The 23,918-nt window shown below is 71.1% G+C and carries 21 protein-coding genes and 1 other RNA gene; 8 read left to right on the top strand and 14 right to left on the bottom strand.

The window, feature by feature from the left end:
- Positions 1 to 18 precede the first annotated feature (18 nt).
- Complete coding sequence (gene sucB, locus DEJ18_RS06695) at positions 19 to 1,551, top strand: 2-oxoglutarate dehydrogenase, E2 component, dihydrolipoamide succinyltransferase (protein WP_111210234.1); 1,533 nt, start codon at positions 19 to 21, stop codon at positions 1,549 to 1,551.
- A gap of 12 nt (positions 1,552 to 1,563) precedes the next feature.
- On the opposite strand, the gene DEJ18_RS06690 is transcribed toward sucB, so the two are convergent.
- A complete protein-coding gene (locus DEJ18_RS06690; RefSeq protein WP_146241533.1) occupies positions 1,564 to 2,487 on the bottom strand; it encodes a hypothetical protein in 924 nt (307 codons plus the stop codon).
- Between the two features lie 128 nt (positions 2,488 to 2,615).
- Between DEJ18_RS06690 and DEJ18_RS06685 the strand changes: the two genes are divergently transcribed.
- Positions 2,616 to 3,329: a DUF4191 domain-containing protein gene (locus DEJ18_RS06685; protein ID WP_111210236.1), complete on the top strand. Its 714-nt coding sequence runs from the start codon at positions 2,616 to 2,618 to the stop codon at positions 3,327 to 3,329.
- A gap of 172 nt (positions 3,330 to 3,501) precedes the next feature.
- Here the strand turns inward: DEJ18_RS06685 and DEJ18_RS06680 are convergent, their stop codons facing one another.
- The gene (locus tag DEJ18_RS06680) at positions 3,502 to 3,939 is read right to left on the bottom strand and encodes an RDD family protein (protein WP_111210237.1); all 438 of its coding nucleotides are present in this window, start codon (positions 3,937 to 3,939) and stop codon (positions 3,502 to 3,504) included.
- A gap of 142 nt (positions 3,940 to 4,081) precedes the next feature.
- Here DEJ18_RS06680 and glnA (DEJ18_RS06675) point away from each other — a divergent pair, with 142 nt between their 5' ends.
- Positions 4,082 to 5,506, top strand: a complete 1,425-nt coding sequence (gene glnA, locus DEJ18_RS06675) for a type I glutamate--ammonia ligase (protein WP_110825433.1) — start codon at positions 4,082 to 4,084, stop codon at positions 5,504 to 5,506.
- Positions 5,507 to 5,821: 315 nt separating this feature from the next.
- On the opposite strand, the gene DEJ18_RS06670 is transcribed toward glnA (DEJ18_RS06675), so the two are convergent.
- The 5 genes from DEJ18_RS06670 to glnA (DEJ18_RS06650) form a co-directional block, all read right to left on the bottom strand.
- Complete coding sequence (locus DEJ18_RS06670; RefSeq protein WP_111210238.1) at positions 5,822 to 7,249, bottom strand: UDP-glucose dehydrogenase family protein; 1,428 nt, start codon at positions 7,247 to 7,249, stop codon at positions 5,822 to 5,824.
- Complete coding sequence (locus tag DEJ18_RS06665) at positions 7,246 to 8,775, bottom strand: glycoside hydrolase family 26 protein (RefSeq protein ID WP_146241534.1); 1,530 nt, start codon at positions 8,773 to 8,775, stop codon at positions 7,246 to 7,248. The genes DEJ18_RS06670 and DEJ18_RS06665 overlap by 4 nt, the downstream gene beginning before the upstream one ends.
- Positions 8,768 to 10,342, bottom strand: a complete 1,575-nt coding sequence (locus tag DEJ18_RS06660) for a glycosyltransferase family 2 protein (protein ID WP_111210240.1) — start codon at positions 10,340 to 10,342, stop codon at positions 8,768 to 8,770. Before DEJ18_RS06660 ends, DEJ18_RS06665 begins: the two co-directional genes overlap by 8 nt.
- 514 nt (positions 10,343 to 10,856) lie before the next feature.
- Positions 10,857 to 13,832: a bifunctional [glutamine synthetase] adenylyltransferase/[glutamine synthetase]-adenylyl-L-tyrosine phosphorylase gene (locus DEJ18_RS06655; RefSeq protein WP_111210241.1), complete on the bottom strand. Its 2,976-nt coding sequence runs from the start codon at positions 13,830 to 13,832 to the stop codon at positions 10,857 to 10,859.
- A 34-nt stretch (positions 13,833 to 13,866) separates the two neighbouring features.
- Complete coding sequence (glnA, locus tag DEJ18_RS06650) at positions 13,867 to 15,204, bottom strand: type I glutamate--ammonia ligase (RefSeq protein WP_111210242.1); 1,338 nt, start codon at positions 15,202 to 15,204, stop codon at positions 13,867 to 13,869.
- A gap of 187 nt (positions 15,205 to 15,391) precedes the next feature.
- Between glnA (DEJ18_RS06650) and DEJ18_RS06645 the strand changes: the two genes are divergently transcribed.
- Positions 15,392 to 16,483 (top strand): iron-containing redox enzyme family protein, encoded by a 1,092-nt coding sequence (locus DEJ18_RS06645; RefSeq protein ID WP_258376896.1) that lies wholly within the window; start codon positions 15,392 to 15,394, stop codon positions 16,481 to 16,483.
- The gene (locus tag DEJ18_RS06640) at positions 16,473 to 16,718 is read left to right on the top strand and encodes a CDGSH iron-sulfur domain-containing protein (protein ID WP_111080247.1); all 246 of its coding nucleotides are present in this window, start codon (positions 16,473 to 16,475) and stop codon (positions 16,716 to 16,718) included. Before DEJ18_RS06645 ends, DEJ18_RS06640 begins: the two co-directional genes overlap by 11 nt.
- Before the next feature lie 4 nt (positions 16,719 to 16,722).
- Here DEJ18_RS06640 and DEJ18_RS06635 read toward each other — a convergent pair whose 3' ends face one another.
- On the bottom strand, positions 16,723 to 16,908 hold the full coding sequence (locus DEJ18_RS06635; protein ID WP_111210243.1) for an SPOR domain-containing protein: 186 nt from the start codon (positions 16,906 to 16,908) through the stop codon (positions 16,723 to 16,725).
- Between the two features lie 68 nt (positions 16,909 to 16,976).
- On the opposite strand from DEJ18_RS06635, the gene map reads away from it, so the two are divergent.
- From map to rnpB, 3 genes are all read left to right on the top strand, one after another.
- Positions 16,977 to 17,840 carry a type I methionyl aminopeptidase gene (gene map / locus DEJ18_RS06630; RefSeq protein ID WP_111210244.1) on the top strand — a complete coding sequence of 288 codons (864 nt, stop codon included), beginning with the start codon at positions 16,977 to 16,979 and terminating at the stop codon, positions 17,838 to 17,840.
- A 43-nt stretch (positions 17,841 to 17,883) separates the two neighbouring features.
- Positions 17,884 to 18,636 carry a polyphosphate--glucose phosphotransferase gene (gene ppgK / locus DEJ18_RS06625; RefSeq protein WP_111210245.1) on the top strand — a complete coding sequence of 251 codons (753 nt, stop codon included), beginning with the start codon at positions 17,884 to 17,886 and terminating at the stop codon, positions 18,634 to 18,636.
- A 60-nt stretch (positions 18,637 to 18,696) separates the two neighbouring features.
- Positions 18,697 to 19,057, top strand: an RNA gene (gene rnpB, locus DEJ18_RS06620) — RNase P RNA component class A.
- A gap of 86 nt (positions 19,058 to 19,143) precedes the next feature.
- Here rnpB and DEJ18_RS06615 read toward each other — a convergent pair.
- The 6 genes from DEJ18_RS06615 to DEJ18_RS06590 form a co-directional block, all read right to left on the bottom strand.
- The gene (locus DEJ18_RS06615) at positions 19,144 to 19,878 is read right to left on the bottom strand and encodes a zinc ribbon domain-containing protein (RefSeq protein WP_111210246.1); all 735 of its coding nucleotides are present in this window, start codon (positions 19,876 to 19,878) and stop codon (positions 19,144 to 19,146) included.
- Between the two features lie 2 nt (positions 19,879 to 19,880).
- Positions 19,881 to 20,714, bottom strand: coding sequence for a Nif3-like dinuclear metal center hexameric protein (locus DEJ18_RS06610; RefSeq protein WP_111210247.1), 834 nt, complete (start codon positions 20,712 to 20,714; stop codon positions 19,881 to 19,883).
- 38 nt (positions 20,715 to 20,752) lie between these two features.
- Entirely contained in the window at positions 20,753 to 21,883 is a 1,131-nt protein-coding gene (locus DEJ18_RS06605; protein ID WP_111210248.1) for a hypothetical protein, read from the bottom strand.
- 155 nt (positions 21,884 to 22,038) lie between these two features.
- Entirely contained in the window at positions 22,039 to 22,998 is a 960-nt protein-coding gene (locus tag DEJ18_RS06600; RefSeq protein ID WP_111210249.1) for a helix-turn-helix domain-containing protein, read from the bottom strand.
- A gap of 66 nt (positions 22,999 to 23,064) precedes the next feature.
- The gene (locus tag DEJ18_RS06595; protein WP_111080254.1) at positions 23,065 to 23,493 is read right to left on the bottom strand and encodes an ATP-binding protein; all 429 of its coding nucleotides are present in this window, start codon (positions 23,491 to 23,493) and stop codon (positions 23,065 to 23,067) included.
- Complete coding sequence (locus DEJ18_RS06590) at positions 23,484 to 23,822, bottom strand: STAS domain-containing protein (RefSeq protein ID WP_110825419.1); 339 nt, start codon at positions 23,820 to 23,822, stop codon at positions 23,484 to 23,486. Before DEJ18_RS06590 ends, DEJ18_RS06595 begins: the two co-directional genes overlap by 10 nt.
- Positions 23,823 to 23,918: the final 96 nt, after the last annotated feature.

The following is a 23,918-nucleotide window of genomic DNA, read 5'->3' as shown; positions in this document are numbered from 1 at the left end:
CGAAGAGGAGTCAACCCGATGAGCGAATCCGTCAACCTCCCGGCGCTCGGAGAGAGCGTCACCGAGGGTACGGTCACCCGATGGCTGAAGAACGTCGGTGACCGGATCGAGGTCGACGAGCCGCTGCTCGAGGTCTCCACCGACAAGGTCGACACCGAGATTCCGTCGCCGGTGGCCGGCGTGATCGAGGAGATCCTCGTCCAGGAGGACGAGACCGTCGAGGTCGGCACCCCCCTCGTCAAGATCGGTGACGGCTCGGGCGGCGGCGGCTCCTCCGACCAGGGCGGTTCCGAGTCCACCGACAGCTCGACCGAGGCGGTCGCGCAGGACACCGAGCCCGAGACGGCCCCGAGCACCGAACAGGACACCGAGGTGAAGGCCCCGGAGCCGACGGAGCCGGAGCCCGCCCCGGCCGGCCAGACGCAGCCCGCCGCCCCGCAGGCACCGTCCGCGCCGCCGGCGGCATCCCCCGTGCCGCAGGCCGCACCGGTCCCGCCGCCCGCCGCGGCCCCGCCGGCCGCGGTCCCCGCTCCGGCGAAGGCGGCACCGGCTCCGGCCGCCGCCCCTGCTGCTGCGGCCCCGGCTTCCACGCCGTCCGCCGAGGTCCCGAACCCCACCACCACCGGTGCGGCCTCGGGGTACGTCACTCCCCTCGTCCGCAAGCTCGCGAACGAGCAGGGTGTCGATCTGTCGACCGTCACCGGTACCGGTGTGGGCGGCCGCATCCGCAAGGAGGACGTGCTCGCCGCGGCCTCCGCAGCAGCAGCCGCTCCGGCAGCGTCGGGCTCGACGGCCGCTCCGGCACAGGCCGGTCCCTTCGTCCCCGAGGTCTCGCCGCTGCGTGGGACGCGGGAGAAGATGACCCGCCTCCGCAAGGTCGTCGCCGAGCGCGCCGTGCAGTCGATGACCTCGACCGCACAGCTCACCAGCGTCGTCGAGGTCGACGTCACGAAGGTCGCGCAGTTCCGCGACGCACACAAGGCGGAGTTCCTCGAGAAGACCGGCTCGAAGCTGTCCTTCATGCCGTTCTTCGCCCTCGCGGCGTCCGAGGCGCTCAAGGCCCACCCGAAGATCAACTCGACCGTCGACGGTGAGGAGATCGTCTACCCGGAGACCGAGAACGTCTCCATCGCGGTCGACACCGAGCGCGGCCTGCTCACCCCGGTCATCAAGGACGCAGCGTCGCTCGACCTCGCCCAGTTCTCGAAGGCCATCGCCGACCTCGCCGAGCGGACGCGCAACAACCAGCTCAAGCCCGACGAGCTCGCTGGCGGCACGTTCACGCTGACCAACACCGGTTCGCGCGGCGCGCTGTTCGACACCCCGGTGGTCTTCCTGCCGCAGTCGGCGATCCTCGGCACGGGCATCGTGACGAAGCGCCCGGCCGTCGTGAAGGTCGACGGCCAGGAAGCCATCGCGATCCGCTCGTTCGTGTACCTGGCGCTGTCGTACGACCACCGCATCATCGACGGCGCGGACGCGTCCCGGTACCTGGTGGCCGTGAAGAACCGTCTCGAAGAGGGCAACTTCGCGCCCAACCTCGGGTACTGACCGCGCAGCGCGTCACCGCGGCGGCCCCGTCTCTCCCATGGGAGGCGGGGCCGTCGCCGTTCGTCCGGGGACGTCACCCGGCAGGAGGGCGCCTGCGACGTCGGCGGCGCGGTCGTCCCCGAGTGCGCCCACCGCGGCCACGACGAGCCCCACGGTGACCACGACCGCGGTGGCGAGCGGGCGGATGCCGATCCGCCGGCGGCCGAACGGCACTCCCGACGACACCAGCTCACGACACCCGACGAACACACGCACGAACGGATCGTCGGCCGAACGGCCCCGGGCTCGTCCGCTGGTGGTCGATGCGCCGCGGTCAGGGTCGAACGTGAAGGTCAGGGGTGGCGGGTCCCACCGGACGGGGCGGGGCGGAGCAGCAGCCCGCACGACCCGCTCGAGGTCGACGAGAGCGGCACCGCCCTGAGTCCGAGCCGCCGAACACCGATCGTCGATGCCGACCAGCCCCGGGCCGGCCACCCCGGTCCCCCTCGGGTCGACCCGGTCCCACACGGCGCGGACGGCGAGCACGAGGGCCTCGGCCCCGCTGACCGACCCGGCCGGCACGGTGCCGTCGGCGCCGGGCGGACGATCGACGAGGACCACCGCACCGGCGTCGTCGACGAGGACGTCCTCCACCCGAGCCGTCCCGAGCAGCACGGCGCCGCTGTCCGCGAGCCGGGCGAGTTGCACCAGCGGGAGCGTGAGGGTCACGGCGACCCCGGGCGTCGGCGACCCGATCCGGTCGAGCGCAGCGGGCAACGGCAGGCCGGCGGCGGCGGACGCGCGCACGACGAGCGATCCGGTCTCGTCACGACCCACTTCGGCGATGCCGACCAGGTGGTCGTGCGTCATCGCACTGCGGTCCGCCACCCATTCCCAGAATGCGTCGGACGGCGTTGCCGCACGCCAACAGAGGTCGATCTGTTCCCACGGTTCCATGGCGACCAGCGTGGCGGCGGTGGGGCGGGCCTCCCGGTCGGAGCAGGCATCGGTGGAGAACCGGTGTTCGCCCACAGCCGCGCGACGGACGGTCTTCGATCTGTTTGCCAGGCCGTATCCTTGACGGCATGGCACGCAGCAGTTCCTCAAGCACCCCGGCGAAGGAGCCCGGTCGTCTCAAGCAGATGTACCAGGTCTTCACCATGACCCGTCGGGCCGACCCGTCGTCGGTCTGGTGGTTCGCCCTCGCGTTCCTCGGTCCGGTCGTGGCGGGCGTCCTGTTGGCGCTGCTGCTCCCCGGTCAGAACTGGCTCGCGATCACCCTCTGGATCCTCGCCGGTGTCCTGCTCGGCGTGCTGCTCTTCCTGATCGTGCTCGGTCGTCTCGCCGAGCGGGCTGCGTACTCGCAGATCGAGGGACAGCCCGGCGCGGTCGGAGCCGTGCTCTCGAACTCGCTCCGTCGTCAGTGGCGCTCGAGCGAGATGCCGGTCGCGGTCCACGGTCGCTCGCAGGCCGCGGTGTACCGGGCGGTCGGGACGCCGGGCGTCCTCCTCATCACCGAGGGCCAGGTCAGCAACCTCACGCGTCAGGTCGAGGAGGAACGCCGCAAGGTGGCCCGCATCGTGCCGAACGTGCCGATCCACGTCGTGAACGTCGGCGACGCGGACGGCCAGGTGAGTCTGCACAAGCTGCCCAAGGCGATGAACAAGCACAAGAAGGCCCTCAACCGGAACGAGGTGCTCGCGGTGTCGAACCGCCTCGACTCGTTGACGCACGGTCCGGCGGCTGCGATCCCGAAGGGCATCGACCCGACGCGCGTCCGTGCGGGACGCCCGCGCTGATCGCCTCCTCCACGTCACGACGCCCCCGGCCACTGCGGCCGGGGGCGTCGTCGTTCCCCGGCCGCATCGTCGTTCCTGCTCGCCGTCCGTGGGCTGCGACGCCGGGCAGCGCCGGCGGCGGGACCGTCCTGCGGGCGACCGTCCTGCGACGCGAGAGTCCGGCGGACGAGCGTCAGCGGCGGACGAGCACGGTGCCGGCTGCACCGTCGTGGAGCGGACGGCCGTCCTTGGCGTGGATCAACGCCGGGACGACGATGCACAGCAGGAGCGTGCGGACCACCGGCCGCCACGCCCCGACGTAGCCGCCACGGATCGGGACGACGCGCAGCCCGACACAGAGGTGCCCGAACGACCCGGACAGCAGCGCGATGAACAGGACCTGCAGCGCGGCGAAGATCCCCAGCGTGACGAAGTTGCCGGCGACGCCGTAGGTCCCGATGGCCAGGGAGACCAGCGACGCCAGGGCCCAGTCGACGAGCAGTCCGAGGAACCGACGGCCGAAGCTGCCCATGCTCCGCGGCCCGGACTCCGGCAGCCCCAGGACCTTGCCGGGCCACTCGGTCCGTCCGGAACCGGCTGCGGGCGGGGTGGACGGAGTGGAGCGGGCCATGTCCCCAGCGTAGGCGCTCGCCCGGTGCGTAACACGCTGGAAACAACGCAGTCACGTCCGGGAAACCCGGTGTCTCTAGCCTCGTCGGAGGGTGCCTCCTGGTTCCCTCGACACCACCCAACCCCACAGGAGACCGACTCGCATGTTCAGTGATTCCTCCGAGGTGCTCGCCTTCATCAAGGACACGGACGTCAAGTTCCTCGACATCCGGTTCACGGACCTCCCCGGGGTCCAGCAGCACTTCAACATCCCCGCATCAACGGTCGACGAGGACTTCTTCGCCGTCGGTCAGCTCTTCGACGGCTCCTCGATCCGCGGCTTCGCGTCGATCCACGAGTCGGACATGCAGCTCATCCCCGACGTGACGACGGCGTACGTGGACCCGTTCCGCGCGGAGCGCACGCTGATCATGGTGTTCGACATCTACAACCCGCGCAACGGCGAGATCTACGGCCGTGACCCGCGTCAGGTGGCGAAGAAGGCCGAGAAGTACCTCGCCTCGACCGGCATCGCCGACACCGCGTTCTTCGCCCCCGAAGCCGAGTTCTACATCTTCGACGACGTCCGCTACTCGGTCACCCAGAACGAGTCCTTCTTCTCGGTCGACTCCGAAGAGGGCGCCTGGAACACCGGTCGCGAGGAAGAGGGCGGCAACCTCGCCAACAAGACCCCGTACAAGGGCGGCTACTTCCCGGTCTCGCCGGTCGACAAGACCGCTGACCTCCGCGACGACATCTCGCTGAAGCTGATCGACGCCGGCCTCGAGCTCGAGCGCGCACACCACGAGGTGGGCACCGGTGGCCAGCAGGAGATCAACTACAAGTTCGACACGCTGGTCCACGCTGCGGACGACATCCTCAAGTTCAAGTACATCGTCAAGAACACGGCCGAGCAGTGGGGCAAGGTCGCCACGTTCATGCCGAAGCCGCTGTTCGGCGACAACGGTTCGGGCATGCACACCCACCAGTCGCTGTGGTCCGACGGCACCCCGCTGTTCTACGACGAGAACGGCTACGGCGGCCTGTCCGACGTCGCCCGCTGGTACATCGGCGGCATCCTCCGTCACGCGCCGGCCCTGCTCGCCTTCACGAACCCGACGGTGAACTCGTACCACCGCCTGGTCCCGGGCTTCGAGGCCCCCGTCAACCTCGTCTACTCGGCGGGCAACCGTTCGGCGGCGATCCGTATCCCGATCACGGGCACGAACCCGAAGGCCAAGCGCATCGAGTTCCGCGCGCCGGACGCGTCGGGCAACCCGTACCTCGCGTTCGCCGCGCAGCTGATGGCGGGCCTCGACGGCATCCAGAACCGCATCGAGCCGCACGAGCCGGTCGACAAGGACCTCTACGAGCTCCCGCCGGAGGAGGCCAAGAACATCCCCCAGGTGCCGGCCGGCCTGTCCCAGGCGCTCGACGCGCTCGAGGCGGACCACGAGTTCCTCACGAAGGGCAACGTCTTCACCGAGGACCTCATCCAGACCTGGATCGACTACAAGCGCGAGAAGGAGATCCTCCCCCTCGCGCAGCGTCCGCACCCGTTCGAGTACGAGCTGTACTTCGGCGTCTGAGTTCCGCGCACGAGGAAGGGCCCCGCACCGTCAGGTGCGGGGCCCTTCCTCGTGTCCGCGTCCGGAGGGCGGCGGCGCCGAGACGGACGGGAGGCCCGGCACCGACCCGTCGGACCGACACCGGGCCTCCAGGCCGTCACCACCGACCGGCGACGCCGAGCCTCGGCTGAGCGGACGATCCGCGGCCCGCGGACCGCGCAGGCCGCCTGCCGGGCCGAGGTGCGGCGAGGTGCGCCATCACCGGGGCGGGGGCGGCGCGCACGAGTGCGGGGCCCGTACCGTCCCCGGCACGGGCCCCGCACGACCCGTGCTGGGTCAGCGCGCCGTCGCCAGCGTGTCAATCGCGCCGGCGGCGACGCTCGGCGCTGCACCCACGACGGGTGCCGGCCGGCCGAGGGACCGGACGGTCCAACCCGCCCTGACCCAGGCGTCGGCCGGGAGGCAGTTGCGCGCGTCGATCACGACGCGCTGACCGACGACCGCTGCGAGGGCGACCGGGTCGGCCTCGACGATCTCGTCCCACTCGGTGAGGACGAGCACGAGGTCCGCGCCCTCGATCGCCTCGACCATCGACCCGGCGTAGGTCAGGGTCGGGAAGGAGCGGCGGGCGGTCTCCATCGCCTCCGGGTCCCACAGCGTCACCTGGGCACCGCGCAGGTGCAGGGCCGCGGCGACGTTGAGCGCCGGCGAGTCGCGGACGTCGTCGGTCATCGGCTTGAACGCCGCACCGACGACGGCGACCCGGCGGTTGAGCACCGAACCCCCGGCGGACTCGATCGCCATGTCGATGACCCGCTGGCGCTGGCCCATGTTGATCTCGTCGACCTGCTGCATGAGCCCGACGACCCGTCCCGCACCGAGCTCGTTCGCGCGGTGCATGAGGGCGCGGATGTCCTTCGGCAGGCAGCCCCCACCGAAGCCGAGGCCGGCGTCGAGGAACTTGCGGCCGATGCGGACGTCGTGCCCGAGGGCGTCCGCCAGGGTCGAGACGTCCGCGCCGGTGATCGCGCACATCTCGGAGATCGCGTTGATGAACGAGATCTTCGTGGCGAGGAACGCGTTCGCGCTGACCTTGACGAGCTCGGCCGTCGCGAGGTCGGTCGTGATGACCGGGGTGCCCTCACTGATCGGGGCGGCGTAGACCTCGCGGATCACCGCGTCCGCCGCCTCCGATGCGCCACCCCAGACGAGGCGGTCCGGGTGGAGCGTGTCCTCGACGGCCTTGCCCTCGCGGAGGAACTCGGGGTTCCAGACGAGTTCGGCGTCGATGCCCGCGGGTGTGGACTCGGCGACGATCCGGCGGAGCCGAGCGGCGGTGCCGACCGGGACGGTGGACTTGCCGACGATGAGACCAGGGTGGGTGAGGTTCTCGGCGACGCCGCGGGTGGCGCTCTCGACGTAGGCGAGGTTCGCCGCGTGCGACCCGGCCTTCTGCGGGGTGCCCACGCAGACGAAGTGGACGTCGGCCGCAGCGACCGCCTCCGAGATCGACGCGGTGAAGCGGAGCCGCCCGGTCGCGACGTGCTTCGTGATGAGTTCGGGCAGTCCGGGCTCGTAGAACGGCACCTGACCAGCGGAGAGCGCCGCGAGCTTCGCCGGGTCGACGTCCACGCCGATGGTCTCGAAGCCCATCTCCGCCATCGCAGCGGCGTGCGTGGCGCCGAGGTAGCCGGTGCCGATGACGCTGATGACGGGTGCGGGGCGCGTGTCGGCCGAGGTGGTCGACTGCTTCGATGTGGTCACTTCTTGACCTCCTGCAGGTCGTAGTCGATGTCGTTGCGCGCGATGCCGGTGGCGAAGGCCGCCAGGCTGTCGGCGCGTGAGTTGAGACGCCAGTCGTTGGTGGTGCGGGCACCGTCGACGATGGTGGTGGCGGTCTCGCTGAAGTACGCGAAGCCGATGACGTCCGCGTTGGCCGGGTCGGCGAGGGCGTCGAAGAGCGAGGTGATCCACCGCGCCTTCTGGCCGTCGGTCACCGCGGCACCGGTCTCGGTCGCGCCGATCTCGCTGAGCAGGATCGGCTTGTCCGGCGCGATCTGCCGGATCTGCTCGAGGGTCGCGGCGAAGGTGGTGTCGAACGTCGGTGCCTCGGCGGCCTTGCGGTAGTAGCCGCTCATGCCGACCCAGTCGACGTAGTCGTCGCCCGGGTAGTACGCCTCGAGGTAGTCGAGGGTCTGGTACTTCGCGTTGCCCAGGGCGTCGATGCGGGTCGGCGACCAGTTCCAGATGACGTAGTCGTTCGCCCCGGCACGGTCGAACACTTCGTGCACGTGCTGCCACATCGCGACGAAGGACCCGGGTGCGTTCCGCTGGGCGGTGCCGTCGGCCCAGTTGTACCAGCTGCCGTTCATCTCGTGGTCGAGCCGGATGACGACGGGCTGCCCGTTCGCGACGAGGGCCTCGGCGTACTCCGTCAGGTAGCGGTCGAACGCTCCGCCGGTGATGTCGCTGTTCGTGTAGCCGGGGACGTACTTCTGGTCGTTGCCGGTCTTCAGGGGCCGGCTCTCCCACGTGAGCATCGGGACACGCCCGTTCGTCCAGGAGCGCTGCACGGCGTTCGCGTTGAAGTCCTGGTCGAAGCCCTGGAAGTAGCCCACCATGTTCGTGGACCGGCCGACCTGCTGGGACACCTGGTCGTACTCGGCCCAGTTGAAGGGCGACTGCGCCGTGTAGAGGCCGTACCAGCGGGACTGTTGCGCGAGTACCTCCGCCTTGGTCGGGACGTCGACGGGGGTGGCGGGGTCGGGGTCGGTGGACGGGCCGCCCTTCCCCGGCACCACGGTCGGGCCGCCGCCGTGGCCGGACGAGCCGCCGTGCGCTCCCGCCCCACCGGTCCCGCCGCTCGCCGAGGCCGACGTGCCGGAGGAGGACGAGCCTCCCGAGGAGGAGTCCGAGCCGGACGCGGTCCGTGCGTGCCCGAGCTGCGACCGCAGGTCCGCGATCTGGGCCTTGAGCTGCGCGACCTGGTCCCCACGGGAGCCGGACTGCGCCGTGGTGCTCTGCAGCTTGCCCTCGAGCTTCCAGATCTGCTGCTGGGCCGCGGTGAGCTTCGCCTGCAGGGCGTCGGCGTCAGCGGACGGTTCCTGCTTCGTGGGGACGCCGAGCGCCCGACTGACCGCAGAGGAGACGGGGCCGGAGGGCGAGATCCACACCGACCAGGTGATGAGCGAGAGGACGGCGACGATGGCCGCCATGCCCACCGCGGTGCGCTTGGCGTGTCGCGTCGAGGGAGCCCACCAGGTACCGGTGGGGCGAGGGAGATCAGACAATGAGGAACGCCTCCAGTGCGAAGACCGCGATCCCGATGACGTACGGGATCGACGCGTAGGGGTTGAGTCGACGGGTGCGGGTGGGCTTCGGGGTGCGCTGCGCCGCTCGCTCGGTCACGGTGGCGACGTCGCGGCGGGTGGCGAGGACGGTCGTCGTGGAGGCCGTGGTGGCGTCCGGTCCGAAGATCTCGTCGAACGCGCGGTCGACGGCGGCCTGCTCGTCCACCACTCCGACCGGTGCGGACGGGTCGCGGTCGACGGGGCTCATCGGCACCACACCCGTGCTGGGCTGCGGCTGCGCCGGCACTTCCTCGACGGGTCCGCCGGCGTAGGCACCGGCACGCGTCCCCCAGCCGCTCGCGTGGGCCAGGCGGAAGAACCCGATGAGGCGGATCGGCATGAGGAAGAACGTCGAGACGATGATGAACATCGGCAGCCGGAAGAAGTCCGACGGCTTCTCGGCGAGGTGCCGCATCTGCCGGATCGCCATGCTCAGCACGCTCGAGACGACCATGAGCGCCGCCACGTAGACGAACCCGGTCGAGAACCCGTACTGGTGCAGGATCCCCTCGTAGAGGTTCTGGCCCTGCCCGGTGAGTGCCCGGTAGACCCAACCGGCGATCACGCCGAAGAGCATGAACGGCAGGATGATGTCGGTCAGGAAGAACAGGGCCAGGACCGGCGCGTGACCGAGCATCCACGGGAGCATCCGCAGCGTGTTGTACTGCGAGCCGCGCGCCCAGCGGAGCTGCTGCTTGAACAGCTTCTTCACCTGCAGCGGGGCGTCCGTGTAGACCAGCGAGGTGTACTGGTAGACGGTCCGGTACCCCTCCTTGAGCGTCAGGTTCGTCAGTGTCCGGTCGTCGGACACCTCGAGGAAGACGCCCATGAACTCCTCGTGCATGAACTTGTCCATGACGCGGACGAGGATGTTCCGGCGGAAGGCGATCGTGCGGCCCGGCAGGCAGCCGATCTGGCCGAGGACGCTCTGGGCGGGCATCGAGTAGAGCGCGCGGGAGTTCTCCAGCCAGTCCGCCCAGCGGGTGATCCACGAGCGCGTCGGCTCGAGGATCCGCTGCCGGGTGGTGACGCCGCCGACGGACTCGTCCGCGAACGGCCGGAGGAGCTCGACCAGCGTGCCGGGCGTCCACACGGTGTCCGAGTCGACGAGCACCGTGATGTCACCGGTGGACATCTCGGTGCCGACCTTGACCGCGTTGCGCTTGCCCGGGATCGGCGTGTGGGTCCAGCGGACGAGGGGTGCGAACTCGTCGCAGACCGCTTCGAGCGCCTCGTTCCGTGCGCCGTTGATGACGACGATGATCTCGCCGGGACGTTGTTCGACCATGCGGCCGATGACGTCCCGGAACAGGTCGAGCGGCTCGTCCACGACCGGGACGACGACGCTCGTCGTCCCGGTGTACGTGCCGGTGAAGGGGCGGTAGCGCGCGGACAGCACGACCTTGAGCAACCAGAGCAGCCAGATCACCAGTGAGTACACGGTGAAGAGGTAGAACTCGGGGTGCCCGTCGACCATCTGCCGGACTTGGAGGATGAAGGTGAACATCGATCCCTGCTTCAACGTTCGAGGGGAGATTCCGCGCCATCGGGAAATCGGGGTCGGTTCGGGTGTCCTCATTCAGACAGAACGCAGACTCGCCGCGCAACGTGGCCCTCGGGTGGGGGTGACCACGGCAGACGACGGGGTACAGGGGGGTCCGCTGCACGCCGGACAAGCCCGTGTCCGCACTGGTGCTGACAGCAGTTGCGTGGACCGGTCCGACGGACACCGCAGGGTCGCGCGCACCGCCGGACGACCGGGAGGTCCGACGCGGCTCGCCAGGGAACCCCAGGTCAGCAGGCCCCCACTGGACGATCGTCAGCCCTGGCCGCCGGTTCGTCGACACGTGTTCCGAAACCCTGGTCGCTCCCTGAGGACGGTTCCGGCGTCGAACCATCCGGGGTACGCATGCTCACGATGCGGGGTACGGTGATGACCGACCGGAAATTGCCATTGACAACTCGTCATCTTCGACCCCTCCGACGCACCCCGGGCGTGTCGCGTGCGGCGGGACGGCGTCTCAGGCGCCGTAGAACTCGCGCTCGAAGACCTGTCGCGCCCGGCGGGTGACCGCGAGGTAGTCCTCCTCGAGCTGCGACGCGGACCCGGGCGGGTACTCGAGCAGTCGCGCGATGCCCTCGAGCTGCGTCCGCTCGACCGGCAGGACGTCGGTGGTCCGGCCGGACCAGAGCACGAGCGCACTCCGGGTCCGCGAGGCGAAGCGCCACGCCGCCGCGAGCTTCTCGGCGTCCTCCGCGGCCACCCAGCCCGCGTCGGTCGCGGCCTCGAGCGCTTCGAGCGTCGAGGTGGTGCGGAGTGCCGGATGCTCGCGTCCGTGCTGCAGCTGGAGCAGCTGCACGAACCACTCCACGTCGCTGAGGGAGCCGCGCCCGAGCTTGAGGTGCCTGGCGGGGTCGGCACCGCGCGGGAGGCGCTCCGACTCGACGCGTGCCTTGATCCGCCGGACCTCGCGCACCTCGCGCTCCTCGATCGCGTCCGGGTAGCGCGTCCGGTCGGCGAGGTGTTCGAAGTCGCGCAGCAACTGCTCGTCCCCCACGGCGCCGCGCGCCCGGAGCAGCGCCTGGGCCTCCCACGTGAGCGACCAGCGGGCGTAGTAGGCCGCGTACGATTCGAACGACCGGACGACCGGCCCGTTCTTCCCCTCGGGCCGCAGGTCGATGTCCAGGTCGAACGGGTGCAGCGCGTCCTCGGTCAGCCGGTTCAGTTCGCGCACGATCACCTGCGCCGCACGGGACGCGACCTCGTTCGACACCGTCGACGACCGGTAGACGAAGAGGACGTCGGCATCGGAGCCGAACCCGAGCTCACGGCCGCCGTACCGCCCCATCGCGATGACCCCGAACTCCAGCCCTCCGGGCGCGTCCCGTCGCGCGAGGTCCAACGCACCGCTCAGGGTGGCCTCGGTCACGTCGCTGAGCGCCGGCCCGAGCCCGTCGACGCCGAGGTGGCCGAGGACCGCCGCCATGCCGAGCCGGAGGGTCTCACGGCGACGGACTCCGCGGAGGAGCGATGCGGCGGTGTCCACCGCGTCACCGTGTCGAGCGGTCGTCGCACCGGTCTCGGCGAGCAGCGCCGGCAGTGGACGGGGCCGCAGCAGGGTCTCGGGCTCGTCCAGCCAGGCGACGGCCTCCGGGAAGCGCTCGAGCAGGCCGGACAGGAACGCCGACTCGGACAGCACCGTGGTGAGGCTGTGGGCGGCACCCGAGGAGTCGCGGAGCATCCGGAGGAACCAGCTCGACTCCCCCAGCGTGTCGCTGAGCCGACGGAAGGCCAGCAGGGCGCGGTCCGGAGCGGGTCCCTCGGCCATCCAGCGCAGGAGCACCGGCAGCAGGTTCCGCTGGATGGTCGCTCGCCGTGACGTCCCCTGCGTCAGGGCCCGGATGTGGGTGACGGCGCCGTCGGGGTCGAGGAAGCCGATCGCCGTGAGACGATCACGGACCTGGCCGCTCGTGAGCACGATCTCGCCGTCGGTCGCGGCCACCGCCGAGAGCATCGGCCGGTAGAAGAGCCGCTCGTGGAGTCCGCGCACCTCGAGCTTCACCGAGCGCCACCGGTCCTGCAGCGCGGCCGCCGAGGACGCCAGGCGCGTCGACCGGGCGAGGACCCGGAGCTCGTCCTCGTCGCTCGGCATGAGGTGGGTCCGCTGCAGGCGGCGGAGCTGGATGTGGTGCTCGAGCACGCGCAACAGCGCGTAGTCCGGCCCGAACCGGGCCGCCTCGACGCGACCGACGTACCCGGCCGTGGCCAGGGCGTCCATCGCCTCGAGCGTCGACCGGACGCGCACGGACTCGTCGTCGCGGCCGTGCACGAGCTGGAGCAACTGCACCGTGAACTCGACGTCGCGCAGGCCGCCCGGCCCGAGCTTGAGCTGCCGGTCGACCTGGGCGTCCGGGATGTGGGCGGTGACGCGCTCCCGCATCCGCTGCACGGACTCGACGAACCCCGGGCGCTTCGACGACTCCCAGACGAACGGGGCCACCGCGGCGACGTAGCGCTCCCCCAGGTCCGTCGAACCGGCGATCGCACGGGCCTTCAACAGCGCCTGGAACTCCCACCCCTTCGCCCACCGCTCGTAGTAGGCCACGTGGGACTCGAGCGTGCGCACGAGCGCGCCGTCCTTGCCCTCCGGCCGGAGGTTCGCGTCGACCTCCCAGAGCGCGGGCTCCGCGGCGAGGTCGGTGATGACGTGTGTCGCCGCGATCGCGAGCCGTGTGGCGATGAGCACCGCGCGGTCGGTGCTGATGCGGGGCGCATCGTCCCCCTCCTGCGGCTCGGTCGGCTCGGTGACGAAGATGACGTCGACGTCGCTGACGTAGTTGAGCTCTCGCGCGCCGGCCTTGCCCATCGCGATGACGGCGAGCGGTGTGGCGGCCACGTCGGCCGCGGGGAACGGGACCTCGCGGCGCGCGACCGCCACCGCGACGTCGAGGGCGGCCCCCGCGAGGTCGGCGAGCCCGGCGGCGACGGCCGGGAACGCCTCGGTCGGGACCGCGTGCAGCACGTCGAACAGCGCGATCTGCGCGAGGTGCCGTCGGTAGCGGACACGGAGACGGCGCCGGGCCGTCTCCCCGGAGGCGCCGTCGACCGCGTCGGTCAGCGACGCCGTGTACCGCTCCTGCGACCACGGCGGCGTCACCGGCTCGAGCAGCAGGCCGAGCTCGTCCGGTCGGCGCTGCAGGAACTCGGCGAGGCCGATCGAGGACCCGAGCAGCCGGACCAGGCGTTCGGTGGCGGCCGGGTCCGCGAGGACGGGACGCAGCTGGTCCGGGACCGCCTCGACCAGGCGCTCGATCGCGAGCAGCGCGCCGTCCGGGTCCGCGGTGGCGGCCCAGACGGACTCGGCGTCCGCGATCGGGACCCGCGGGTCCGACGCGGGACGGGCCTCCAGGGCGGCGATCCGCTCGAGCGTGCCGGACAGGTCGGCGAAGCCGAGCCGGGCCAGTTGCGACCGCGACGTCGCCGTCCTGCTGGTCATCTCGCGAGTGCTCCCGTGGTGCGCTTCCGGATGGTCAGAGCATGCCGAGGTTCGTGTCCAACTCGAACGGCGTCACCTGGTCGCGGTACCGCTTCCACTCCTGCCGCTTGTTGAGCAGGACGAAGTTGAACACCTGCTCCCCGAGGGTCTCGGCGACGAGCTCCGAGTCCTCCATGAGCGACAGGGCGTGGTCGAGGCTCGCCGGCAGCTGGCTGTACCCGAGGGCCTTGCGCTCCGAGTCGGACAGGCTCCAGACGTTGTCCTCGGCCTCGGCGGGGAGTTCGTAGCCCTCCTCGATGCCCTTGAGCCCGGCGGCGAGCAGGAGCGAGTACGCCAGGTAGGGGTTCGCGGCGGAGTCGATGCCGCGGTACTCGATGCGCGCGGACTGGCCCTTGTTCGGCTTGTACAGCGGGACGCGGACGAGCGCCGAGCGGTTGTTGTGGCCCCACGTGACGAAGGAGGGTGCCTCGTCGCCGCCCCAGAGGCGCTTGTACGAGTTGACGAACTGGTTCGTCACGGCGGTGATCTCCGGGGCGTGCTCGAGCACTCCCGCGATGAAGTGCTTGGCGGTCGGCGAGAGCTGGTACTCGCCCCCGGGCTCGTAGAACGCGTTCTGGTCACCCTCGAAGAGCGACACGTGCGTGTGCATCCCGGACCCGGGCTGGCCGGACAGCGGCTTCGGCATGAAGGTCGCGTAGACACCCTGCTCGATCGCCACCTCCTTCACGACCGTGCGGAAGGTCATGATGTTGTCCGCCATCGTCAGTGCGTCGGCGTAGCGGAGGTCGATCTCGTTCTGCCCCGGACCGGCCTCGTGGTGGCTGAACTCGACCGAGATGCCGAGGTCCTCGAGCATGCGCACGGAGCGCCGCCGGAAGTCGTGGGCGCTCCCGCCGGGCACGTTGTCGAAGTAACCCGCCTGGTCGACGGGCTGGGGGCCGCCGTCCTTCCAGTCGCGGCTCTTCAGCAGGTAGAACTCGATCTCGGGGTGCGTGTAGAACGTGAAGCCGCGGTCGCTCGCCTTGGCGAGGGTGCGCTTGAGCACGTTGCGGGGGTCCGCGACGGCGGGCTGCCCGTCCGGCGTCGTGATGTCGCAGAACATCCGCGCGGTCGGGTCGACCTCACCGCGCCACGGCAGGATCTGGAAGGTCGACGGGTCCGGGTGTGCGAGCACGTCGGCCTCGTACGAGCGGGTGAGCCCCTCGATCGCCGAACCGTCGAAGCCGATGCCCTCGGCGAACGCGCCCTCGACCTCGGCCGGCGCGATGGCGACCGACTTCAGGGTGCCGATCACGTCGGTGAACCAGAGTCGGATGAACTTGATCCCGCGCTCCTCGATGGTGCGGAGCACGAAGTCCGTCTGCTTGTCCATGCGCGACCTTTCCGTGTTCGCCGGGCCGCATCGCGGCTCGCCGGGGGCCGCATCGCGACCGTGCACACAGGCTAGTGCCCGAGCCGCTGGTCGTGGGCGGGACGCGCGCGGTCGACGTCCCGCGCGGCCCGTTGTCAGGGGTACCGACCAGTATCGGACCGGTACCGATCCGCGAAGGAGCAACCTCATGGCCGTCCTCGACGCCGCCGAAGTCCTCACCCAGACCCCCATGCCGGCACCGGAGCCGCGCGGCGCGCTGAGTGCGGCCGTCCTCGACGCGCTGCTCGCCGGCGCACCCGATGCGTCACTGCCGACCACCGCCGCCGCCGCCGTCGCCGCCTCGTCCGACGTCCTGGACGACGACGACGTCCAGCTCGCCCTCTTCGTCCTGTACGAACTCCACTACGGCGGGGTCGACGGCGTCGACGACCGTCTGGAGTGGGACACCACGCTGCTCACGACACGCGCCGTGCTCGAGACGGCCCTCGAGGCCGCCGTCCGCGCCGTCGTGCCGGTGCCGGAACGACCGGAGCCGACCGCGGAGGGCGTGTCGGAGGCCCTCTTCGCCCTCACCGCAGCCGACAGCGGGCCGAGTGTCTCGCGGTGGGTGGCGCGCAAGGCCGACCGCGAGCAGATCCGCGAGTTCCTCGTGCAGAAGACCGCGTACACCCTGAAGGAGGCGGACCCGCACAGCTGGGCGATCCCGCGTCTGTCCGGGCGCGCGAAGGCGGCGCTCGTCGAGATCCAGTCGGACGAGTACGGCGGCGGACGCCCGAAGCGCATGCACTCGGCGATCTTCGCGCGGACGCTCCGGGCAGCGGGGCTCGACGACTCGTACGGCGCCTACGTCGACCACCTGCCGGCGATCACGCTCGGCGCGCTCAACATGATGAGCATGTTCGGGCTGCACCGGCGCCTGCGCGGTGCGATCGTCGGGCACCTCGCCGCGTTCGAGATGACGTCGTCGATCCCGAGCAAGCTCTACGGGGACGGGTTCCGGCGGAACGGGTTCGACGAGGACGCGACCTGGTACTTCGACGAGCACGTCGAGGCCGACGCCGTGCACGAGCAGATCGCCGGGCGCGACCTCGCCGGTGGGCTCGTGGAGGCCGATCCGACCCTCCTGGACGACGTCATGTTCGGGGCAGCGGCGTGCCTGACGGTCGAGGGGATGGCCGGGGCGCAGTTGCTGTCGAGCTGGGAGGCCGGACGCAGCTCGCTGCGTCGCCCCCTCGACGACGCACTCGTCACGCCGAGCGGGGTCGCCGATGTCGCGTGAACAGGCCGACGAACCGTCGATCGTCGCCTACCCGGACGGGCCGTTCCTGCTCCGCGGCGACGTCGCGGTGCTCGGGCCGGACGGGCAGGAGCTGCCCCGGCGCCGCCGGACCGTGGCGCTCTGCCGGTGCGGCAAGTCGATGCTGAAGCCGTACTGCGACGGCACGCACAAGATCATCGGCTTCCGCACCGAGCCCGAACTCCCGGCGGAGGACAGTGACCGCTCGGCGGACTAGCGGCTCAGCCCTCGGCGTCGGTCGCGTCGGCGCGCTCGTTGTTCGCGCGGATGCGGTCGAGGGCGTGCGCGGCCTCGTCACGGGTGGCGAACGGACCGATGTGGTGTCGGTTCGTCGACTTCAGCCCCTGCTCGACCTCTCCGGTCTTGTCGTTGTACCACCACTGGGATTCGATGCGCTCGTCGGTCATGGGCCCGACCGTACCCGCCGACCGCACCGGGCGGCAGCGGTCTCCGACACGCCGCTAGAGTGGAGCGCATGCCCCGGGACGAACACGGACACCTGACCGCCGGCCGGATCTCCCCGCAGCGGCCCGTGCCGAAGGACGTCGAGCGGCCGGAGTACGTCGGCAAGGTCGAACCGCACGAGCACGGTCTCGGCGACACGTACACGCCGGACGAGGTCGAACGCATCCGCACGGCCGGTCGGATCGCCTCGCAGGCCATCGACGCCGTCGGCGCCGCGATCCGCCCGGGTGTCACGACCGACGAGCTCGACCGCATCGGCCACGAGTTCGTCGTCGGACACGGGGCCTACCCGTCCACGCTCGGCTACCGCGGGTTCCCGAAGTCGCTCTGCTCGTCCTTGAACGAGGTCATCTGCCACGGGATCCCGGACGACACCGTGCTGCAGGACGGTGACATCGTCAACATCGACATCACCGCGTACAAGGACGGCTTGCACGGCGACACGAACCGCACCTTCGTGGTGGGCTCGGCGTCCCAGGAGGTCCAGGACCTCGTCACCCGGACCGAGGAGGCGATGCGCCGCGGCATCCGCGCCGTCGCACCGGGGCGTCAGGTGAACGTCATCGGGCGCGCGATCGAGTCCTACGCGAAGCGCTTCGGCTACGGCGTTGTCCGCGACTACACCGGCCACGGCGTCGGTCGGGCGTTCCACTCCGGGCTGATCATCCCCCACGTCGACGACGTCCGGTACGACACCGTCATCGAACCCGGCATGGTCTTCACGATCGAACCGATGCTGACCCTCGGTGGCATCGAGGCCGACATCTGGGACGACGACTGGACCGTCACCACGCGTGACCGGTCGTGGACCGCGCAGTTCGAACACACGCTCGTCGTGACCGAACGCGGCGCCGAGCTCCTCACCGTCTCCTGACCGCACCACCCCGAAGCACGACTACCGGAAGGCACCGTTCCTCATGACCTCACTCGCAGTCGGCGTCGACATCGGCGGAACAGGCATCAAGGGCGCGATCGTCGACACCGAGTCCGGTCAGCTCACCACCGACCGGATCAAGAAGGCCACGCCCGAGGGCGGCAAGCCACAGGACATCGTCGACGTCGCGAAGTCGATCCTCGACGACCTGTCCCCGGCCTCCGACATCGCCGTCGGCGTCTGCTTCCCGGCGATCGTGCGCGGCGGCAAGACCATGTCTGCTGCCAACGTCTCGAAGAAGTGGATCGGTTTCGAGGCCGAGGCGCTCTTCGAGAAGGAGCTCGGCCGCTCCATCCACTTCGTCAACGACGCTGACGCCGCGGGGTTCGCCGAGCAGCAGTTCGGTGCCGCGAAGGGCCGCGACGGTCTCGTCATCATGACGACCCTGGGGACCGGCATCGGCACGGCGCTCATCAACGACGGCGTGCTCATCGTCAACGCGGAGCTCGGTCACCTCGAGATCGACGGAGTCGACTACGAGACGAAGGCGTCGTTCGCCGCCAAGGAGCGCGACGACCTGTCGTGGAAGCACTGGGCGAAGCGGCTGCAGAAGTACTACTCGCGGCTCGAGGCGCTGCTCTCCCCGGAGCTGTTCGTCATCGGCGGCGGGGTCTCGAAGCAGTACGAGGAGTTCCTGCCGCTGCTCGACCTGCAGGCCGAGATCATCCCGGCGACGCTCCGCAACAACGCCGGCATCATCGGCGCGGCGACCCTGGCTGCACGGAGCGCGCACTAGCCCTCCCCCGACGCGGGCGGGCGGGCGTGTGCCGTCTCCCGCTAGACTCTCCAGAGCGAACGGGTCGGTGAGACGGTCGCGTCACTCCCCCGGGAGTGCCGAGGAACGTCCGGGCTCCACAGAGCAGGGCGGTGGGTAACACCCACCCGGAGCAATCCGCGAGACAGTGCCACAGAAAGCAGACCGCCGGCGGTGACGTCGGTAAGGGTGAAACGGTGGTGTAAGAGACCACCAGGGGTCCGGGTGACCGGATCCGCTCGGTAAACCTCGCCCGGAGCAAGGTCAGACAGAGGATGTCGAAGCTGCTCGCTGAGTCCTCGGGTAGACCGCTGGAGGCCGACGGCAACGTCGGTCCGAGAGAGATGGCCGTCACCGCGGCGGAAGTCGCGGGACAGAACCCGGCGTACGGCCGACCCGTTCGCCCAGGACCGTACCGAACACGACAGCCCGGCACCGCGCGGTGCCGGGCTGTCCTGTTCGTCGGACGCCGCGATCGAGTCGGTCCGACTACAGGCCGGACTCCGCCGTCCGGACCAGGATCGCGTCGCTGTCCGGGCAGAGCACGACGTCGTCCGGCGCCGCTGCCCGGATGGCCGCCAGGTCGGAGTTCGTCAACGTCACACCGGACGCCGTCGACACCCCACCCTGCAGCAGCGAGGCACCGAACCCGTACCGTGCGCGCTGTCGCTCGTACAGTGCGAGCAGGTCGGCCGGCACCGCAGCCGCCACGTCCGAGCGAGCCTGCACGGCCGCGACCCGGTCCTTCTCGAAGCGGGCGATGCCGTCGTCGCGGACGCCCATCAGTCGGCCTCGTTCGCCGTCGAGTTCGGCGAGCTGCGACTCGATGTCGCCGACCCGGGCGCGGAGGCGGTCCAGCGTCTCCATGACCTCGAGCTCCTGCGTCTCGAGGTCGCCGATGCGCCGGTTCAGCGAGTCGAGCTCGTTCTGGAGCCCGGCGGCGTCCTTCGCGTTGCCGACGTTCTGCAGCAGCGTGGTGTCGCGCTCGACCCGGGCCTGGGCGGTCGCGGTGTCGGACTCGAGGCGGGCCAGGTCACGCTCGGCGTCCTCGACCTCGCCGACGGCGACGACGAGCTGCGCGCGCAGGGCGGCCGCCCGGGTGCCGAGCTCCGTCAGGTGCTCCCCCTTCTGCAGCGAACTGATCCGGTGCGCCAGACGCGTGATGTCGTTGTCGAGCCGCTGGAGGTCGAGCAGGGTGGCCTGGTCCTCGGGTGATGCCTTCATGGTCAGGCTCCTTCGTTGGGTGCGGATGGCAGGACGGCGAAGTCCCACGGGTCGGTACGGAGGTCGCTCACCGTCACCTGGACGCCGGCGGCGGCCCGGAGCTGCTCGGCGGCGACGTCGAGCCAGAGCCACTCCGTCGCCCAGTGTGACGTGTCGATGAGTGCCGGTCCGTCGGTGAGCAGCGCTTGCTCGCGGAACTCCGAGGCGGGGTGGTGCCGGAGGTCGCTCGTCACGTAGACGTCGGCCGCACGCACCGCCGGGTGCCCGAGGTACGAGTCACCCGCACCGGCACAGAGCGCCACCGTGCGCACGGGCTGGTCGTACTCCCCCGAGACGCGGACGCCGGTCGCCGTGGCGGGCAGGACGTCGACGATCCGGCGGGCCAGGGCGCCGAGCGGCATCGGCTCTGACAGCACGCCGACGCGGCCGATCCCGGTCACACCGTCGCCGGCGGGGTCGATCGGGCGCTGGTCGACGAGACCGATCCGGTCGGCGAGCACCGCGGAGGTCCCCGTGGTCACGACGTCGGCGTTCGTGTGGGCGGCGAGCAGCGCGCAGCCGCCCCGGACCAGCGTCGCGAGCACCGACCCCTTGTAGGTGGACTCGTCGATCGTCGTCACGCCCCGCAGCAGCAGCGGGTGGTGCGTGAGCAGCAGGTCCGCGCCGACTGCGACGGCCTCGCGAGCAGTGTCCGGGACGGCGTCGACGGCGAGGTGGACGTGCTCGACCGGCGCGTCCGGGTCACCGGAGACGAGGCCGACGGAGTCCCAGGACTCCGCCCCGGCCGCCGGCCACAGGGACTCGACGACGGACTGCAGTTCTCGGAGCGTCGGCATCCCGCCAGTGTACCGAGACGCGGGGGTCGGACCGGGGGTCAGCGTCGGCCGACGAGGTGCAGGAGGCGGGCGACGAGACGCGACCACCAACCGGGGCCGGTCTCGGTGGCGGCGGCGCCACGGGCCTCCCGGTCGACGGTGTCGACGACCGTCGTGCCCTCGGTGGACGCGGTGGCCGTGGTGTCCTCCGCGACGACCGGCGGCGCGGCCGGGACGGCGACGGAGACGACGGGCGTCTCGCCGGTGTGGGCGCGGAGCACCGCGGCGAAGGCCTCGCGGTCGATGACCGTCGGCCCGGTGGCTGGCTGCACGAGCGGCGTGGGGCGACCCGAGGCCGGCAGCGGCGGCGAGACCGGCGTGACGGACTGGAGGCCCGACACGGGTCGAACGGCGGCGCGTGGTCCGACGGCGGTCGCCGCCGGAGCGGTCGCCGCATCGTCGAGGTCGTCAGCGTCGTCACGGTCGGCCGCGGAGTCGAGGACGACGGGCAGGACGAGCGCGACCGGTTCGGTGACCGCGGCGTGCGGCGCGGGCAGGAGCGCTCGGACGGCACCGACGAGGACCGGAGCCGTGGCAGCCCGGCGGAGCGCGGCGCGCTCGCGGCGGTCGGCCTCGCGCGCAGCGTCGGCGAGCAGGTCGGCGAAGACCTCTCGGGCGAAGGCGCGGGCCCCTGCGATCTCGGCCTCGGACACCTTGGTGCCGGACAGGCCGGCGACGACGGCCTCCCAGGCGGCGAGGCGGGCCAGGTCCTCGTCACGGACACGGACCTCGTCCTCGAGCAGGTCGATGCGCTCGATCGTCGTCCGGCCGCTGGCGGCGTCGAGTGCCACGGCGAGGTCGTCGATGCGCAGGGCGAGCCGCTCGGGGGGCTCGGGGAAGGACGGGGCGCAGACGGCGACGTGCCGGGCACGGTCGCGGCGGAAGGCTCGGTCGTCCGCCTGCTCGACGGCGAGCACGTCGGCCACGGCCGCCGGCTCCGTGTGGGCGGCGGGCTCGTCCTGCGCCTCGACGGGCGGCAGCACCGGACGACGGACCGGGCCGGTGACCGGAGGCACGACGAGGTCGGCGACGTACGGGGAACGCGTCGCCGGAGCGTCGCGCAACCACTCCTCGAGTTCACGACCGAAGGGGTCGACGAGGGGGGTGCGTGCACCGGACTGCGTCTCCATGTGAGGAGTATGAATATCGCGGGCCCGTGGACGGCGGACATCCGCGGAGTGTCGCGCGATCCGGTGGCATGTCGCGCGGGAGATGAGCGGCGTGTCGAGCGGAACACGGGCCGACGGCGCCGACCAAGCGTCCGAGCCGTCCGCTCGGGACGCGGTCAGCTGTGCAGGGTGTCGCGCGGGTACTCCCCGAACCGGCGTGCGTAGGCGGCCGAGAACCGCCCGAGGTGCGCGAACCCCCACTGCACCGCGACGCTGGCGACGGTCGTCTCGGCGGGCGATCCGGCGCGGAGCTCGTCGCGGACCCGGTCGAGCCGGATGCCGCGCAGCACGGCGTTCGGTGCGACACCGATCTGCCGCTGGAACGCCTGCTGCAGCCCGCGGACGCTCAGCCCGACGTGCTCGGCCACGTCCGTGGTCGTGATCGGGGTGTGCGCCACCGCCTGCATGTACTCGACTGCCGCACGGACCCGGCCGGACGCACCGGTCGGGATCGGGAACCGGCGTGCGACGACGTGGTGCGGGAACGTGCTCAGCAGCGCGAGCGCGGTCCGGCGCGCGGTCTCGGCGAGGGCGAGCACGGACACCGGGGCGCTGCCGAGCACGATCCGGGCAGCGTCCTGCACCTGGGCGTTCCAGGCGCGGACCGCCTCGGCCCCCGGCGGGACGGCATGGTCGAGCACGAGGGTGCCGGGCTCGGTGCCGTGCACCTCGGCGGCGACGCGCTCGAGGAAGACACGATCGATCTGCACGAGGTTCTGCCGGACGTCGGCGAGGTCGAACCGGAAGGGGCGCTCGTTCGGGAACACGACCGGGCGGCCGGGCGCGAGCGCGACTTCGTCCCGGCCGACGTCCACGACACCGCCACCCTCGCCCACCCATGTGACGACGAACTCGTCGGGTGACGCGACCTCTCCGACCATCCGCGCGTCGTAGCGCGTCGACCGGAACGACATCGTCGCGTCGCCGACGGACCGGAACCGGTAACCGAAGTCGCGCTCGGAGCGCTCCGGCAGGAACCCCGACGCGCCGTAGGCCTCCTCGAACATCGCGCGGGCGGCATCGAGGTCGGTCCCGGTCGTCTCGAAGACGGTCCGGGGGTCGGGCAGGGCGGTCATCACCGGAAGGCTGCCACGAGGTGGACTGAGTCCATGAATCCGGATCGATTCAGTGCGGGAAGCGGCTCAGTCCGCGCGGGTGGCCTTCCGGACCGTCCAGCGGTTCTCGTCCCCGTGACGGTCGTAGCGCAACTCGTCGACGACCATCTGCACGAGGGCGAGGCCACGACCGCTCTCCGCCAGCTCGTCCGGCAGGGTCGCACCGGCCACGTCGACGGCTGCGGGACGGCCGTCGTCGGTGATCCGGGCCTCCAGGGCGTCCGAGGCCACCGCGAGCGTCAATGAGCACGTCAAGGGCACACCGGAGGTGGCGTGCTCGATCACGTTCGAGGCGAGCTCGATGATCGCGAGCTCGAGGGCCATGCGGTCCTCGACGCTGACCGCGGGCTCTGCCGTCCAGACGTCGGCGAGGAAGTCGTGCACCGAGGAGACGTCGTCGGGCGGCGACGCGAAGTCCAGCCGGTGTTCGCCCACGACGGCCCCGGTCAGACCCATTCGCTGACGGCCTCGTCGCCGTCGGCGTAGCTACGGAGGATCTTGTCGATGTTCGACAGCTTCAGGACCATCGCCACCTGCTCGGAGGGCGCGGCGATCCGGAGGTCGCCCCCGGCCTGTCGCGCCGTCTTCAGCGCACCCACGAGCGCCCCGAGTCCCGACGAGTCGAGGAACTCGACCTTCGAGAGCTCGACGGCGACGCGCGGGCGTCCACCTTCGATGACGGAAGCGACCGTCTCGCGGAATGCAGGGGCCGACACCATGTTGAGGCGGCCCGAGCACTCGAGCACCGCCGCTTCCGTGCCGGCTTCGTGTACGACGATGTCCATTGTCTCCGGGGCCTCCTCGAGAACGTGCGCGTGCCTTCCAGGGAGGCTACCGATTGTGGGTGACCGGGGGAACAGGACGCGCTGACTCCTGCGCCC

The organism is Curtobacterium sp. MCSS17_015, from assembly GCF_003234265.2.
GTDB lineage: Bacteria > Actinomycetota > Actinomycetes > Actinomycetales > Microbacteriaceae > Curtobacterium.
The sequence above is the reverse complement of the archived record's forward strand: the minus strand, read 5'-3'. Positions and strand labels throughout refer to the sequence as shown.